The 15,652-nt window shown below is 64.5% G+C and carries 12 protein-coding genes; 6 read left to right on the top strand and 6 right to left on the bottom strand.

From position 1 onward, the window contains the following. Positions 1-149: 149 nt before the first annotated feature. Complete coding sequence (locus BC1002_RS18040; RefSeq protein ID WP_013091432.1) at positions 150-2,153, top strand: bifunctional DedA family/phosphatase PAP2 family protein; 2,004 nt, start codon at positions 150-152, stop codon at positions 2,151-2,153. A gap of 3 nt (positions 2,154-2,156) precedes the next feature. On the opposite strand, the gene BC1002_RS38935 is transcribed toward BC1002_RS18040, so the two are convergent. After that, the gene (locus BC1002_RS38935) at positions 2,157-2,414 is read right to left on the bottom strand and encodes a hypothetical protein (protein WP_238537989.1); all 258 of its coding nucleotides are present in this window, start codon (positions 2,412-2,414) and stop codon (positions 2,157-2,159) included. A 40-nt stretch (positions 2,415-2,454) separates the two neighbouring features. Here BC1002_RS38935 and BC1002_RS38930 point away from each other — a divergent pair, with 40 nt between their 5' ends. From BC1002_RS38930 to BC1002_RS18020, 4 genes are all read left to right on the top strand, one after another. Then, the gene (locus tag BC1002_RS38930) at positions 2,455-2,730 is read left to right on the top strand and encodes a phytanoyl-CoA dioxygenase family protein (RefSeq protein WP_238537988.1); all 276 of its coding nucleotides are present in this window, start codon (positions 2,455-2,457) and stop codon (positions 2,728-2,730) included. A gap of 661 nt (positions 2,731-3,391) precedes the next feature. After that, complete coding sequence (locus BC1002_RS18030; protein ID WP_337999492.1) at positions 3,392-4,774, top strand: phospholipase A; 1,383 nt, start codon at positions 3,392-3,394, stop codon at positions 4,772-4,774. A gap of 299 nt (positions 4,775-5,073) precedes the next feature. Then, positions 5,074-6,306, top strand: coding sequence for a hypothetical protein (locus BC1002_RS18025; protein WP_013091430.1), 1,233 nt, complete (start codon positions 5,074-5,076; stop codon positions 6,304-6,306). A gap of 16 nt (positions 6,307-6,322) precedes the next feature. Further along, positions 6,323-8,926, top strand: coding sequence for an ATP-binding response regulator (locus BC1002_RS18020; RefSeq protein WP_013091429.1), 2,604 nt, complete (start codon positions 6,323-6,325; stop codon positions 8,924-8,926). A gap of 16 nt (positions 8,927-8,942) precedes the next feature. Here BC1002_RS18020 and BC1002_RS18015 read toward each other — a convergent pair whose 3' ends face one another. The 5 genes from BC1002_RS18015 to BC1002_RS17995 form a co-directional block, all read right to left on the bottom strand. Further along, complete coding sequence (locus BC1002_RS18015; protein ID WP_013091428.1) at positions 8,943-10,049, bottom strand: porin; 1,107 nt, start codon at positions 10,047-10,049, stop codon at positions 8,943-8,945. 107 nt (positions 10,050-10,156) lie between these two features. Further along, positions 10,157-11,416, bottom strand: coding sequence for an MFS transporter (locus BC1002_RS18010; protein WP_013091427.1), 1,260 nt, complete (start codon positions 11,414-11,416; stop codon positions 10,157-10,159). A gap of 99 nt (positions 11,417-11,515) precedes the next feature. Then, positions 11,516-12,475 carry a PDR/VanB family oxidoreductase gene (locus BC1002_RS18005; protein WP_013091426.1) on the bottom strand — a complete coding sequence of 320 codons (960 nt, stop codon included), beginning with the start codon at positions 12,473-12,475 and terminating at the stop codon, positions 11,516-11,518. Positions 12,476-12,489: 14 nt separating this feature from the next. Then, positions 12,490-13,272, bottom strand: a complete 783-nt coding sequence (locus BC1002_RS18000) for an SDR family NAD(P)-dependent oxidoreductase (RefSeq protein WP_013091425.1) — start codon at positions 13,270-13,272, stop codon at positions 12,490-12,492. Between the two features lie 106 nt (positions 13,273-13,378). Next, complete coding sequence (locus tag BC1002_RS17995; RefSeq protein WP_013091424.1) at positions 13,379-14,653, bottom strand: aromatic ring-hydroxylating dioxygenase subunit alpha; 1,275 nt, start codon at positions 14,651-14,653, stop codon at positions 13,379-13,381. Between the two features lie 141 nt (positions 14,654-14,794). Here BC1002_RS17995 and BC1002_RS17990 point away from each other — a divergent pair, with 141 nt between their 5' ends. Then, entirely contained in the window at positions 14,795-15,583 is a 789-nt protein-coding gene (locus tag BC1002_RS17990; protein ID WP_013091423.1) for an IclR family transcriptional regulator, read from the top strand. Positions 15,584-15,652: the final 69 nt, after the last annotated feature.

Below are 15,652 nucleotides of genomic sequence, written 5' to 3'. Positions count from 1 at the left end.
CCCCCCAAGCGCATCGATCCGCCGAGCCACGACATCTATTCTGAGCCGATCGCCCGACCGATGCACGAGCGCCGCTCCCGCTCGCGCCCACCGTTTGCGCGTGCGCGTTATGATCGATCGTCACGCCCGAGAACCGCCGATCGCGCACGATGGAGCACGCCTACAGCCACCTTTTGCATCTGCTCGCCGGCCACTCGACGTGGATGCTCGGGGTCGTGTTCCTCGCCGCTTTTTTCGAATCCATCGCGGTCATCGGCACCTTCGTCCCCGGCAGCACCGCGATGTTCCTCGCCGGCGCGCTGACCGGCACCGGCTCGCTGAGCCTTGCCTGGGTCTTCGTGTGGGCGATCATCGGCGCGGTCGCCGGCGACGGCGCCAGCTTCTGGCTCGGCGATCGCTACAAGGAGCGCATCGTCACTTTGTGGCCGTTCCGCACACACCCCGGCGTACTCGACGCGGGCCAGCGCTTCTTTCTGAAGCATGGCGCGAAGAGCGTCGTGCTCGCCCGCTTCATCGGTCCATTGCGGGCGATCGTGCCGGTCGTCGCGGGCATGATGGGCATGCAACCGCTGCGCTTCCTCGCGATCAACGTGCTGTCCACATTGCTGTGGGCGCCCGCGCACATCCTGCCCGGCGTCGTGTTCGGCGCGTCGGTGCTGCTCGCGGGCGCGGTGTCGTTCCGGCTCGTCGTGATCATCGCGATGCTGGTGTGCATCGTGTGGCTCAGCTTTCGCGGCGCGGCGTTCCTGGTATCGCACGCGAACGCGTGGTCGAGCGCGGCGGGCCGTCATCTCGGCTCCTGGGCGTGCCGCCATCCGGGCCCGCTCGGCCGCATCGCACGCCGCATGCTCGACCCCGACACGCCCGATGCGACCCACCTGCTCATGGCATCGCTGATCGTGCTGGTGGCCGGCGCGCTTTTCTTCTGGGTCCTTGAAGACGTCGTCAGCGGCGATCCGTTGACCACCATCGATCTATCCGTCTATCACTTTCTGCAATCGGTGCGCACGCCGTGGGGCGACACGGTGCTCGCGGCGCTCGGGACGCTCGGCAGCGGCATCACGCTGCTCGCGCTGGTCGTCACGGTTGCACTGTGGATGATATGGGAGCGGCGCTGGCGCACGATCACCTACTGGCTCGCGGCGGTCGTGTTTTCGCAGCTGCTGATTCTCGGCCTGCAACTCGCGATGCGCCGCGCCCCGCCCAATGAGTTGATGACCGGCCACTTCGTGTTTCCGAGCAATCACGTCGCCGCGACGGTGATCGTCTACGGCTTTCTCGCGTTTCTGCTCGCGCGTCGGGTCGACAAGCTGGAAGGCGTGCTGGTTGCCGGCGCGAGCATCATCGTCGTGATCGTGGTCGCGCTCGCGGGCGTCTACTTCGGCCGCTACTGGGTCTCCGACGCGATCGGCGGCGCGGCGCTCGCGTATGTATGGGTCACGCTGATCGCGCTGACGGCGATCTGGCGGCATCCGCGGCCGCCGCCACCGCGCCGTTTCATGCCGCTGGTGGTGCTCGCGGTGGTGGTGCTCAGCGTCGGCGTGCAGCTCGGCGTCGCCATGCCGACGCCGCCGAACAGCGCGCCGCAACCACCACCCGTGCAGTTCACGCTGGCGCAGTGGATGCACTCCGGGTGGAAGCGGCTGCCGTGCTATCGCTCCGACATGGGCGGCGATCAAAAGGAGCCGCTGACGCTGCAATGGGTTTCCGAACCCGCTTCGATCCGCGAGCTACTGCGCGCGCAGGGCTGGGTCGAGGGCACCGACGTGTCCGCTCACAGCCTGCTGTCGCTCGCTTCGCCCGACGTCGCGGCGGTGTCGTTGCCGGTGCTGCCGAAGCTGAACAATGGCGTGCCGTCGTCGCTGGTCTTCATGCGGCCGGGCGAATCGCGCGAGGAACGTTATGTGCTTCGTTTCTGGCCGAGCGGTTACGCGGTCGGCAACGGCGCCTCCGCGGCGCCGCTATGGGTCGGCGCGTTCGCGCACGAGCGGTTGACGCGGCCGTCCTGGCCGCTGAACATTCTGCGCATCGACCGCAATGGAAGTCCGATCGACGCGCGCACCAGGTTGGGCGAAGAGCTCGGCGCGACGGTCCTCGCGGAAGTCGATTGTCACGGCGTACCGGTGTCGCTGCTGGTCTCGCCGATCGAATGAGCGTCATATGCAGGCTACCTGGGCAACACGCGACTCAACGACTCGATAAACGGGGGAACCGTGGGCCACTTTTCGACCGAACAACTCGATGACTACGCAGCGACGTTCGAACGCGACGGCATGGTCGTTCTGCGCCAGCATTTCCCGAAAGCCACGCTGCTCGGATGGCGCGACGCGTTCGCGCCATTGCTGCAACAGCAGATCGCCGCGCAGGCGACCGCCGTGCGCGGCGAAAACCGGCACTACGTCACGGCCGTTCACGGGGGTCTCCGCCGATCAGTCGATCTTCTGTGATCCGGACGTGCTCGGCATCGTCGAGCGCGTGGCCGGCGACGACCCCGTGATGTGCCAACTGGCCACCGACACGCCATTGAACGGCTCGACGTATCAGGAGATTCATCGCGACACACCCGCGCTGTTCGACGGCGAAGCGGAAACCCCGTCGTTCCAGCTCGCGGTCAACTTCCCGCTGTGCGACGTCACGCTCGAGAACGGCCCCTTCGAAACCACGCTCGGCACGCATCGGATGCGCTCCGAAGACGCGCTGAACGCGTGGCGCGACGGCCGCCTGCCCTAGCATGCGATCACGATGGAACTCGGCGACGTGATGATTCGCGACGTGCGCGCGCTCCATCGCGGCACGCCGAACCGGACCGAGGCGCCGCGTCCGATGGTCGTGATCGGCTAGAGCCGCAGCCGGTACTTCCGACCGGAGGTCCACATCGACGTACCCGACGCCGTCTATCAACAATTGGCGCCACGCGCGAAACGCCTGCTGCGCCATATGCCGCGCGTAAGCGAACTCGACGATGCGTGTGCGCCGGAGCAATACCGGAAATTCGCCTATTGAAGAAAGCATTCAGGCATCGCATTGGCCGCGCGACGAATTATCGCGAAAGCGAGTCGCCAATTGACGCGCAATTACACAGGATTGCGAGTGACACACGATTTGACATTTAAAGCTTCGTTGCGCAAATGCAACGACACGCCCGCATTATCCGCACTTCCGCCGCGCTATTTCCACTCGTAGCGCTCCTGATTCATTTTTCCACTCACGCATTCCGAAATAGCGCTGGCAGAATAGGCAAAAAACCAGTCAGCGGGAATCGGCATGCACCGCCGTTTCCGCAACGACACACACGGACCTGATTTGCTACCCAATTGCACGCTTTAACGCTATCGTCTCATTGCGACCTGAACTCGTAGACCACCAGGAGCTTCGTGTGCGGAATCGATCGATGTCTCGCGTGAAGAAAGGCCGCCAGTCCGCCATCCGCAGCCGCCGCTCGCGTGGTTCCCGATTATCGTCAGGTCCGCTTTACCGCTCGCTTTCCCGCTCGTTCTCCAGGCTTCTTCCCCGGTTATCGCTTTGCATCAGCGCGCTGGTGCTCGGCGGCTACTGCGCGTATAGCGTCGCCGGCGTTTCCGTATTGCGTCCGCCGCGCGAGGCGCTCTCGAGCACTCCCCTCGAAGTGACGATCGTCTATGCCGGCGATCAACCCGGCGGCACCGAAGTCGACGTGCCGGCGCAATTGAACATTGCCGTCAGTAATACCGACGTAGTACCGCATCGGCTCGCGCTCACGCGCGAAAGCGGCGCACCCGAGCATCTGAAACTCGCCGCCGGCGAACTGAAGGCGGTGCGCTATACCGGCACGTGGCCCGAATGGGCGCGCGGCGCAATGCAGATCGACGTGCCGGATCTCGACGTGTCGCCATCGTACGTGCTGCTGACGCGTCCGCCGCGCTCCGGCAAGGACGCGGCGCTCGCGTCGGCCGGGGGTGCCAATGCAACGACGATGTCTGGCACCGCGAGCGGCGCACCGACGTCGTCGAGCCTGATCGCGTCGTCGCCCGGACCGTCGCGACCGGATGCGCCGGTGCCGCAAATCAACACTTTCCTGAGCCGCTTCTCCGCCTACGAGCCGATGTACTTCGCCGATGGCTGGGGCCAGGATGGCGACAATCTCGCGAAATTCCAGCTGAGCTTCAAGTTCCGCCTCGTCATTCCAGACGACCCGCGCTCGCGTAGATTCGTGGATAACTTGTACTTCGGCTATACACAAACCTCGCTGTGGGCTATCGAGGAGTACTCGTCGCCGTTCCGCGACACCAGCTATATGCCCGCACTCTTCTACTACCTCGAAGACACCGGCTGGAAGAGCAAGTGGTGGAGCAGAATGGGCGTGATGGCCGGCTACGAACACGAATCGAATGGACGCGACGGTCCGGAATCGCGCGGCGTCGACTATGTGTTCGTCAAGCCGATCTGGGATTTCGGCGACATCAACGGCTACCATCTGACCATCGAGCCGAAGATTTATTACTATACGCACATCGCCGGCGAGAACCACGACATCGCCGACTACCGCGGCTATGTGGATCTGCGGTTCATCTACGGCAGCCCCGATGGCGCGCAACTGGACACGACGCTGCGCAAAGGCACGAAAGGCGGCAAGGGCAGCATCGATACGCAGTTCACCTATCCATTGGCGAAGCTGATCAACAGCCGCTGGGGCGGTTACGTGTGGCTCGGCTTCTTTAGCGGTTATGGCGAGGACATTCTCGACTACAACCAGCATCGCTGGATTGCGCGAATCGGCTATAGCATCACACGCTAATCCGGAATTCGCCTGAGATGCAAGCAAAGGGCCGCCGAGCGGCCCTTTTGCCATTCGAGGAAGGCGCACGACGTGCCTTAATACACCGAAAGTTCTGCCGTAATTCTTTCAAAAGTTTGCCCACAGCCGATTCCCACCCGGCGGGCAACCCGTCTTAAATCCGCTCGTGAATTCTGTGTGCACGAACAGACGGGCATATCGGTGCGGATTTCTCTAGAGTTGAAGGGTTGCCGGTCCAACCGGCTGGCCACGCCGCGCGCTGACTTTTCCAGCGTCTAATCAAAATCAAGGAAAAACCAATGAAGACCGCTCTCCTTAAAGACCTGTCGACCGTTTCAATCGAGCCAACCGGACTTCTTTTGCATCGGAACAGTGCACCGCTTGCGCTCAAGCACGAAATTCATCCGGAGCAGATCAGGGATAGCCTGCCGGCCCGTCAGGGGGGAGTCGGCTTTCTGTTTCACGCAACCGACTGGGAGACCCTTTCATTTTCTTTTCACAACGTTCGCGAACGCAGCGAGTCGTTCGAAGAGGAGCTATGGAAGACCAAGCCTTTCATCGCATCGCCGATCTATTCGGGCTCACAGGTGATCGGCGCGAATATCGCCTGCCCGGCGCCGCTCGAAATGTGGCTCGGCAGCCCGCGCGGCATCAAGCGCTTTCGCGAGACGCAATTCTTTCCGGCGCTGGAACTCGCCAGAAAGGCAGGCTTGAACATGGTCGCGATGGGCGCGTCGACGCCGTATGCCTGCAACTACGGCGCGCTACCCCGGCCGGTCAAGCCGCCTCACATCACGACCGGCCACGCGGCGACCGCGGGGATGCTGAAGGACTGGGCGATGCATTGCTGCGAGCAGCTCGACCTCGAATTCGGCAACACGAAGCTCGCACTGTTCGGCGCGGCCGGCCGGCTCGGCACGACCGTCGCCAAGTATCTGCTCTACAAGGATGCGCCGAAGGAACTGGTGCTGATCGATCTGCCGGACAAGATCAACCTGCTGACCGATCAGGCGAACGATCTGCTCGCGTCGGACCTGCTCGGCAAATCGAAAGTATCGGTGCATACGTTCAGCCCTGACACGCCGCTGCCTGACTTCGACGGCGCGATTCTGGCGAGCAGCACGAGCGTGCCTTACCTGAGCGCCGCCGATCTCAAACGTGCGCAGTTCTGGATCGACGATTCGCATCCGCGCGCGGCAAGCGTCGAAGCGGAACTCGCTTCTCGCGGCCATACGCTCTATATTGAATGTTTCGCGCGTGGGCCCGCTGAACTCGACACCGCGTTCCCGTTCAGGCTGCCGTCCACCCGCGACTGCTATACCTGCTTTGCCGAAGGCTATTCGGCATGGCAGGAAGGCATCGCATCCGATTTCATCATCGGTAGCCCGCCCGTATGGTCAGTCTCTTATACTCATGGGCTCCTGAAGAAGCACGGCTTTTCGGTCGGACCGTTTCACGGCAAGAACGGCGATTCGCTCGCCGAAGGCGTCGAAGCACAGCAATTCAATACGCATGAAATGATGGGTTCCTGATGAACTCGGAGGCCTGATGGCGAGACCGCGCGAAAGCATGCGGGATATGCTGGAACGAAGCAGGTTCGCGATTCGATGGGGAGGCGCACTCGGCCTCCTGTGTCACCCCATCTATTACGTCGTCTGGACCTACATCCTTCCGCAGCCTTACGACAACCTGCCGCTTCGGCTCAGCGCGGCGGCCGTCTGCGTTCCGCTGCTGTTCCAGGCGCGCTGGCCGCGACGCTACAACCCCGCGCTGCTGATCTACTGGCATTGCTGCCTGATTTACGTGCTGCCGTTCGTGTGCACGTTCCTGACCGTCAGAAACGGTTTCTCCACGATGTGGATGATGACCGAGGTCATGATGATCTTCATTCTGGCGCTGTGTATCGACAACCCGGTGCTGCTGATAACGTGCATCGGTATCGGCGTGTTTTCCGGCGGCCTTGCCGGCGTGTTGAGCGCGCCGACGCCGGTCGTTCTCAGCGCCGAGGACAAGTCCAATCTCGCGCTGCTGCCGGTGGTCGTACTGTGCAGCATGGCGTTCAGTCACGCGATCAGCAAGGGACGCATCTTCGTCGAAAAGAATCGCGCATTGCAGGCGCTCGCGGGTTCCATCGCGCACGAGATGCGCAATCCGCTGAGCCAGTTGCGGCACGTGCTCGACCGCGTCGAGGAAGCGCTGCCGTCGGCGAACAGAGCAGGCGCGGCGCCGACGCTCTCCGACGGCACGGCCTCGCTGATGTACAACCATCTCGCGCAGGGCCAATTGTCGATCGAGCGCGGCCTGCGCATCATCGCGATGACGCTCGACGAAGTCGCCGCGAAATCGATCCGCCCGGATAGTCTCAGCTACCTGCATGCCGGCGCGACCACGCGCAAGGCGCTCGCCGAATACGGCTTCGACAACGACAAGGAGCGCGCGAAGGTGAGCGTCGTCGTCAGGCGCGACTTCGTGTTCAAGGTCGACGAGACGGTCTATCTATTCACACTGTTCAACCTGATCAAGAACGCGCTGCATCACATCGTCGCGTATCCGCAGGCGACGCTGACATTGACCGTCGATAGCGGCTCGGTGATCGTGCGCGACACCGGCCCCGGCATCGCGGCGGAGATCCTGCAGCATCTGTTCGAGCCGTTTCGCACGGCCGGCAACTCGGGCGGGACCGGGCTCGGGCTCGCCTACTGCCAGCGGGCGATGCGGGCGTTCGGCGGCAGCATCGACTGCGAATCGGAACTCGGCAAGTTCACCGCGTTCACGCTGCGCTTTCCGCCGGTAGCGGCCGACGAGGTCGCCGAGCACGAACGGCGCCTGTTCGAACGCGCGATGCCGGCGTTCAAGGGCAAGCGCGTGCTCGTCGTCGACGACGACGCTACGCTGCGCGCCCGCACCCGCCGCGTGCTGACGAAGGCCGGAGCCTATGTCAGCGAGGCGTCGGGCGGCGAGCTCGCGCTCGCCACGTTGCGGCGTGCGCCGCTCTACGACCTCGTGCTGATGGACATCAGCATGCCCGATCTGGACGGCTACGCGACGACCGAGCGCATCCGCGCCGACCGGGACTGCCCGAACCGCAACGTGCTGATCGCCGCCTATACCGCCGAGCCGGGCAACGCGGTGCGGCTGCGCGCGCGGCGCGCCGGCATCGACGAGATCATCGGCAAGACGTCGAGTGTGCAGGAGCTGATCACCGCGGTGCAGGCTCTGTTCGACAACGGCGTGCGGCATCAGCCTGGCGAACTGCCCGACGGCTTCGCCGGCAGGACCTTCGTGATCGCCGACGACGACACCTACAGCCGGCTCGTCACGAAGGCGTATCTGGAGCGCTGCGGCGCGAGCGTCGTCGAGGCCGACCACGGTCAGGCGGTGCTGACCGAACTGCACGACGACGGCTTCATCGACGCGATCCTGATGGACGTCAACATGCCGGGCATGAACGGCATCGAGACCACGAAGTCGATTCGCGCCCGCACCGATGCGTACGCGACGCTGCCTATCATCGCGCTGACCAGTCACACCGATGCTCAGGCGGCGCAGGCCTGCCTTGCCGCCGGGATGAACGAGGTGTTGATCAAGCCGGTGCAGGCCGGCTCGCTGTACGCATGTCTCGCGCGGCAGTTCGGCACGCGCGGCGCGCTGATTGCGGACGCTCCATTTTCACGACGAATCGCGGAAACCGCGGGCGCAAGCGCGCAAACGGATTTTGCGGCGACGCCGGTGGCATTGGCCCCCACTGCGAGCGCGCCCGCGGCCACCACCATCGCTGAAGAAAGCCTGCTCGACGAACCGCACCTCGAGGAGCTGGTCTCGCTCGATCTGCTCGACGAATCGTTCCTGAACGGCATCGAACAGATCCGCTCGCTCGTCGTGAGACTCGCGGCAAACAGCGCGGCTGTCGATATCAAGGCGACGCACGCGAGCTTGCATGCGCTGCTCGGCGTCAGCGGCAACATCGGCGCGAAGGCACTGCATCGCTACGCGCGGCAGATCTATCCACGCGTGATCGGTGGTGAATGGCCGGCGGATACCGACTGGCTCGCGCAGATCCGCACGCTGGGCGCGCGCTCGACTGAAGCGTTGCAGCGATATTACGCGTCGGCGAACGGCCCGCGCGATCATCGCGACGCGCTGAGCGATTGAGCGCGGGCCGTCGCCGTCAGAACTTGTGCAGCACGCCGACCGCAACCGCCAGCTGGTTCGCGCCGGTCTTCACGGTCGTCGTCGCGACAGAAGTCGCCCATCCCGTCGCACTCAGCGCGGCCTTCGAGCTGTTGATCACATACGTGATGTCGGTGTACAGCGCCGTGCGCTTCGACAGCCAGTAGTCCGCGTTGAGACCGGTGCTCAATGCGTGCGCGTCGACGTGGCGATACGCGTGATAGTAAGCCGCGGCCGCGAGGTCCAGCGCCGGAGTCGCCTTGTAGCGTACGCCCGCGAACGCCATCGACTGCGGCGGCGATGCGGTGAGCGTCGACGGGACGTCGTTCAGCAGCAATTCGTAGCCGCCGTACAGCGTCGCCTTGCCGATCGCATACGAACCGCCGGCCACGTAGCGCCGCTCGCTATCGCCCGATGTCGCGATCACCGAGCCTTGCCGCTGCTCGTACACGAACGTCAGATTGAGCGGCCCCTGCACGTAGCGTCCACCGATGTCGTACTGCTTGCCGACGCGAAACGAGCCCGCCACCGGCACGTTCGAGGCGACTGCGTCATAGCCGAAGCTGTAGAGCGCGTTCAGCTCGAACGGTCCCACGTGGCCGAGATACGACACCGCGTTATCCGCGCGACCGACGAACTGCGCGTCCTGCGCGGAAAGGCCGTAACTCGAATACCCGAGCGGGTCGAGCGCGAGGAAGTAGCGGTACATCGGCGTCATCTGCCGGCCGAGCATCATCGTGCCGTAGCGGTCCGATTCGAGTCCGACGAACGCCTGCCGGCCGAATAGCCGTCCGCCTTGCTGCAGCGCGCCGGTGTTCATCGCCATGCCCGATTCGAGCGTGAAAATCGCCCGTAATCCGTTGCCGAGATCTTCCTTGCCCGTGAAACCCCAGCGCGAATTCTGCCGGTTGCCCGTGCCGAGAGCGACCTGCGTGCCGGACGATCCCTGCGGCGTCACAGCGTGAGTTACGTAGGTCACCCCCGAGTCGACGATGCCATACAGCGTGACCGACGACTGCGCATGCGCCGCGCCGCTGATGCCGATACCAATACCACATGCAAAAAGGACCTTCGACGGCCTGGCGAGAGGCGTGTGCTTCACCATGTGTCTCCTGCTGGAAATTGAGTTGTTTTGTGCTGCGGAAGAGCGATCGTTCGATCTCTGTCGTCGCGGTAGCCGGCGCGTGGCCGCGGCGGCTATCGGAGAATCGGTCATTCGCGTGCGATTTGTGGATTGACGAAGAACATCGCGACGACCGCGATAGCGGGTCCGATCGCAAGCGTGATGAGCGCGAGCAGGAATGAATGGCTCGCGCCATACAGCGAGCCGACCAGCATCGGCGACACCGCGCTGCCGGACTGCCAGATCGCATTGGTCCAGCCGGCGCTCGCGCCCGCGAGGCGCTTGCCCGATGCGTCGCTGACCTGTGCCATCAGCACCGGCAGATAGCCGAACGAGAACGCCCCGAGGATCGGCGCGACCAGATAGAACTGATGCGCGGTCGAGCAGTAGCCGAACACCAGCAGCGCGATCGTGAACGCGATCAGGCAGCCGATCGACATCATCCGACGCGACACGCCGGGCAGATCGGAGATCCAGCCGAGCGTCGGTTTCGCGATCACCGCGCCGATGCCGAACGAGGCGACGATCGATCCGGCGACGATCGGCGCAATGCCGTATTGCCGCGTCATCAGCGCGTTGCCCCAGGCAGCGAAGCCGACGGTCGCCCACAAGCCGCCGCAGCCCGCGATCGACAGCGCGATCAGGTTACGGTTGCGCAGCAGGCCTAGCATGTCCTGAAGGCTGTTGCGCGCGGGCTTCGCTTCGTTCGACGGCCGGTTCTTCAGCAGCAGCAAGGTGACGATGCCCCACGCGAACGTGACGATGCCGAGCATATGGAATGCGTTCGACCAGCCGTGCCGCGCGGAGAACGACGGCACGACCGCGTTCGCGATCACGACGGCGAGCGACGTCGCGGTCGTATAGAGGCCCATTGCGCGGCCCCGGTCGCGTGTGAACCATGCGGGAATGATCTTCATGCCGGCCGAGTAGTCGGCGCCCGCCGCGAAACCCATCGCTGCCTGAATCACGATGCCGAAGGCGAGCGAATGCGTGTAGCCGAACGTGAACGTGAGCACGCCGAGCGGCAGCAGCGCGAGCGTGAGCATCGCGCGACCGCCGAGCAGATCGGTCAGCATGCCGCCGACCACGTTCGCAAGCACATAGCCCGCGTAGAACGCGGTCACGAACGCACCGAGCATCGACACGCTGATGCCGAGCGACGCGCCGACCGGCGCGGCCACTGTACTCCATGCCACGCGGACCACATAGCTGAGCAGAAACGCGGCCCAGACGATGAACAGCGCGACCCAGCGATACGGGTTCGTGTCGGCGCTACTCGCCTCCCGTGCGCCGTTCGAGCTCCAGACGCTCGCGGACATGCCCTGCGACGACGCCAGATTCTTCTCCATGACTCCTCCAATACCGGGCGTGCCGGCGGCCGCCCGTTTTCTTTCTTTCTGATGGATACGGCGCCGGCCGTCCGATGTGCCCGGCGCCGGCGAATGCCGTTACAGATCGAGCACGAGCACCCTCGACTTCGCACGGGAACAGCACGGCAGGAACTGATCGTTGCGGGCCTGCTCCTCTGGCGACAGGTACAGATCCCGGTGGTCGGGTTCGCCGTCGAGCACGCGCGTAATGCAGGTGCCGCAGATGCCCTGCTCGCACGACACCGGCACGTCGACACCCGCCGCCGCGAGCGCCTGCGTGACCGTGCAATCGGCCGCAATCGACACCACGCGGCCCGAGCGCGCAAGCCGCACGTCGAACGACTCGCCGTCGCCGGAAGGCTGCGCCGCCGCGAAGTACTCGTAGTGCAGACGATCGTCGCTCCAACCGAGCGAGCGCGCCGTGTCGAGCACCGCGTTCATGAAGCCCTGGGGACCACATACGTACAGATGCCGGTCCGCGCCTCCTGTCAGCAGTGCGTTCAGATCGAGCATGCCGTGCTCGTCGTCGAAGTGGTATTGCACGTTGTCCGCCCACGACGACGCGGCGATTCGCTCGACGAACGCCGCACGGCTCTTCGAGCGCGCGCAGTAATGCATGTCGAACGCCGCGCCCTTGGCTGCCAGTTGCTCCGCCATGCAGAGAATCGGCGTCACGCCGATGCCGCCCGCGAGCAATAGCGGCTTCGCGTCATGCCGGGCGAGCGGGAAATGATTGCGCGGCACGCCGATGTGAATCGCGTCGCCTTCGTTCACCGCGTCGTGCATGCGCTGCGAGCCACCGCGCGAATTGGCGTCGCGCAACACCGCGATCTGATACCGGTGACGCTCGTGAGGTGCGTTGCACAGCGAGTACTGCCGCACCGGCCCACCGGGCACGTAGACGTCGATGTGCGCGCCCGCCTCGAACGGCGGCAGCTCGCGGCCGTCTGCATCGACGAACTCGAAGCCGGCGATCCCGTCGGCTTCGTCGCGCCGTGCGGCAACCCGCATCATCAGCGTGGAATCGGTCATGTTCATGCCATCTCCTCCGCTCACATCGCCGACAGGCCGCCGTCGACCATCAGCGTCGTGCCGGTGATGTACGACGCCTCGTCGCTCGCGAACCACAGGATCGGCCACGCGATCTCTTCGGGCGACGCCCAGCGGCCGATCAGCGACGTGTCCTGGCGCTGCGTCTTCAGCACCTCGACGCTCTTGCCCGAGGCGATCGCCCGGTTCACGTGGAATTCGGTCAGCGTCGAACCCGGGCACACCGCGTTCACGCGCACGCCGTTCGCGGTCTCCTCGAACGCGAGCGTGCGGGTCATCGCGAGCATGCCGGCCTTGGTCGCGTCGTACAGGCCCATGCCCTTGCGGCCGGTCACCGCATAGCACGACGATACGTTGACGATACTCGCGCGGCCCGCGCGGCGCAGGAACGGCAGCGCCGCGCTGCAATAGTTCGACGTGCCGACCAGATTGACCGACACCATCGCCTGCCACTCGGCCGGCGTTGCGTCGGCGAGCGCACTGTAGTTGCGCATCGCCGCGTTGTTCACCAGCACGTCGAGCCGGCCGAAGGAATCGGCGGCGAGTTGCACCGCGCGCATCGCATCGGCGTCGTTCGACACGTCGGCCGCGAACGTCTCGACACGCGCGGACGGATCGGCCGTTTTCAGTTCGTCGGCGACGCGCGCGAGCGCCTCCTGATTCGCATCGACGAGCACCACAGCGGCGCCCTCCGCGCAGAACACGCGTGCGGTCGCGGCACCGATGCCGCCTCCGCCGCCGGTGATCAGCGCGACCTTGTCTTCGAGTCTTTTACGTTGCTTCATTGCATGCCGGGGCGCAGCCGGCCTCCTTTTGCGGAATGGGCGGAAGATCCAGTCGGATCAGACGACGACACGGCGGGGCCGGACAGGAGTCCGGCCCCGCCGTGCATCAGATCGTGTAGATCGGCTGGTCCTTGCCGTCGTGCAGATGGATCACCGCCCACTCCTGCGGCTTCTGATCGCGCGGCAGCAGCACGCCGGCCGCACGCACACGCTGCTGGTCGGCGTCGATCGCGGGCGGATCGGTGTCGGGCACCAGCGCCGTTGCCGCCTCGTACATCATGCGGCGCGCCATCACGATCGCACGGTCGGTCGGCAACAGCTTTTCCTTGCTGTGATCCTGGATCGGACCCATGCTTTCCTGCAGCGACGCGTCCTGCATCGCGAAGCCGAACACGCCCGAATACGCGCGCTTTTCCTTCTGCGCCTTGCGGTCGATCAGATAGTCGTTGTCCTTGTTCGCCTTCGGCCGGAAGCTGCCACCCTCCTCGTACTCGCAGTGAATGCCTTTGCCGGCGTTCAGGTCGGCCAGTTCCTGCTCGTCGAGCGGACGGTCCGGGCGGAAGTTGATGCTCCACGCCCAGCAGCTGTGATCGTCGATCGGCACCCAAACGTGGCCCGCGAGCGAGTGATCGCCGAACGGCGGGATCAGCGTGTACCACGGGAACAGCCACTGCGTGACGCGCCAGTAGTACGAATCCGGCTCGCCGTTGCGACGGCCGAACAGCGTGAGGCCGAACGGCTGCTTCTCGATCTCGAAGATCACGTTGCCGTCCGCCTTGATGTAGTCGAGCGCCTTGGTGCCCTGGTGCATCGGGTCATCGTCGACTTCGTAGCGGTGCACATACGACACGTGGCTCGTGTCGATGCCGCCTTCCATCGCCTGCAGGTAGTTCGATTCCTGCAACCGCTTCGACACGAACACGTGGCTGTCCGGCAGGTTGCACCACTCAAGATCCGGCGGCGCCGGCTGGCGGTCCTTCGGTCCCATGTACGCCCACACGATGCCCGCACGTTCGATGCACGGATACGCGGTGATGCCCATGTGCTTGCACGCCTGCGGTGCGGACGGCACTTCGACGCAGTTGCCGTTGCGGTCGAATTTGAGGCCGTGATACGAGCAACGAATGCCGTTCTCTTCATTGCGGCCGAAGTACAGCGACACGCCGCGGTGCGAGCAGAACTCGTCGATCAGCGCCGGCTGGCCTTCGGAATCACGAAAGGCGAGCAGTTTTTCGCCGAGGATCTGCACGCGCACAGGCGGGCAATCGGGCTCCGCGATTTCGCTCGCGAGCAGCACCGGCACCCAGTAGCGGCGCATCAGATTGCCCATCGCCGTGCCTGGGCCAGTGCGAACCAGCGTCTCCGACATGTTCTTGTCCATAATTCCTCCGAATCCGGTTGTCCGTTGTGTGAGAATGTGTTCTCATTGTACGGACAGATTGATGTGCGTCAAGTTCGTGCCGATAGGGACTTTCACTACAATGTGCAATCGACGCGGACCGACGCGGAAAGGAAATTTCAAATGGAAGAAAAAAAGCCGCACGAAAATGTGCGGGCAGTCGAGCGGGCGCTAGAAATCCTTCTGGCATTCCGGCCCGGGGACAAGGAATTGACCGTCGCGGAGTTGCTGACCCGCGTGGACCTGAGCCGACCGACGCTATACCGGCTGCTGAATACGCTCGAACAGAACGGCTTTCTCGCGTCGTCCGGCGAGCCGCAGCGCTTCAGGCTCGGCAGCTCGGTCGCGCAAGTCGCGCACGCGTGGATGGCGAACAATACGATCGCGCAGCTCGCGCAGCCGATGCTGCGCGAGCTTTGGGAAGCGACTTCGGAGACGGTCGCGCTGTTCGTGCCGGAGGGGACCTACCGGATTTGCGTGGCCGAACTGGAAAGTCCGCAGCCGCTCAGTTTCCGGCGCGGAGTTGGCTATCGAGAGAAGCTCGTGCTCGGCGCGAGCGGCCGCACGATTCTTTCGCAGATGTCGCTGTCGGCGGACGATCTGCGGCGCTATCTGACCGACCCGAATCAGGACGTCGCGACGCTCGCCGCCGATCTCGACGCGGTTCGCGCACAGGGCTTCGGCACCAGCCATCACGAACTGATCGCCGGCGCAGTCGCGGTGGCCGCGCCATTCTTCAACGGCGCGAACCAGGTGGCGGGTTCGGTGTGCATTTTCGGGCCGAGCGTGCGCGTAACCGATGAGCGCGTCGCGCAGTTCGCGGCGTTGCTCAAGCGGGAGGTGGGCAATCTGTCGCGCGCGCTGGGGCATCACGGGGAAGCTGGACGTGTGCCGGGTGCGGCGCGTCGGTGAAATCGGCATCGAAGAGGTCGGCCAACGCCGGGAGCGTCGTCGGAGAAGTCGACGCTCTGTTCAGGCGCC

Source organism: Paraburkholderia atlantica, assembly GCF_000092885.1.
Taxonomy (GTDB): domain Bacteria; phylum Pseudomonadota; class Gammaproteobacteria; order Burkholderiales; family Burkholderiaceae; genus Paraburkholderia; species Paraburkholderia atlantica.
Note: the sequence above shows the minus strand (reverse complement) of the source record. Positions and strands in the feature narration are given on the sequence as shown.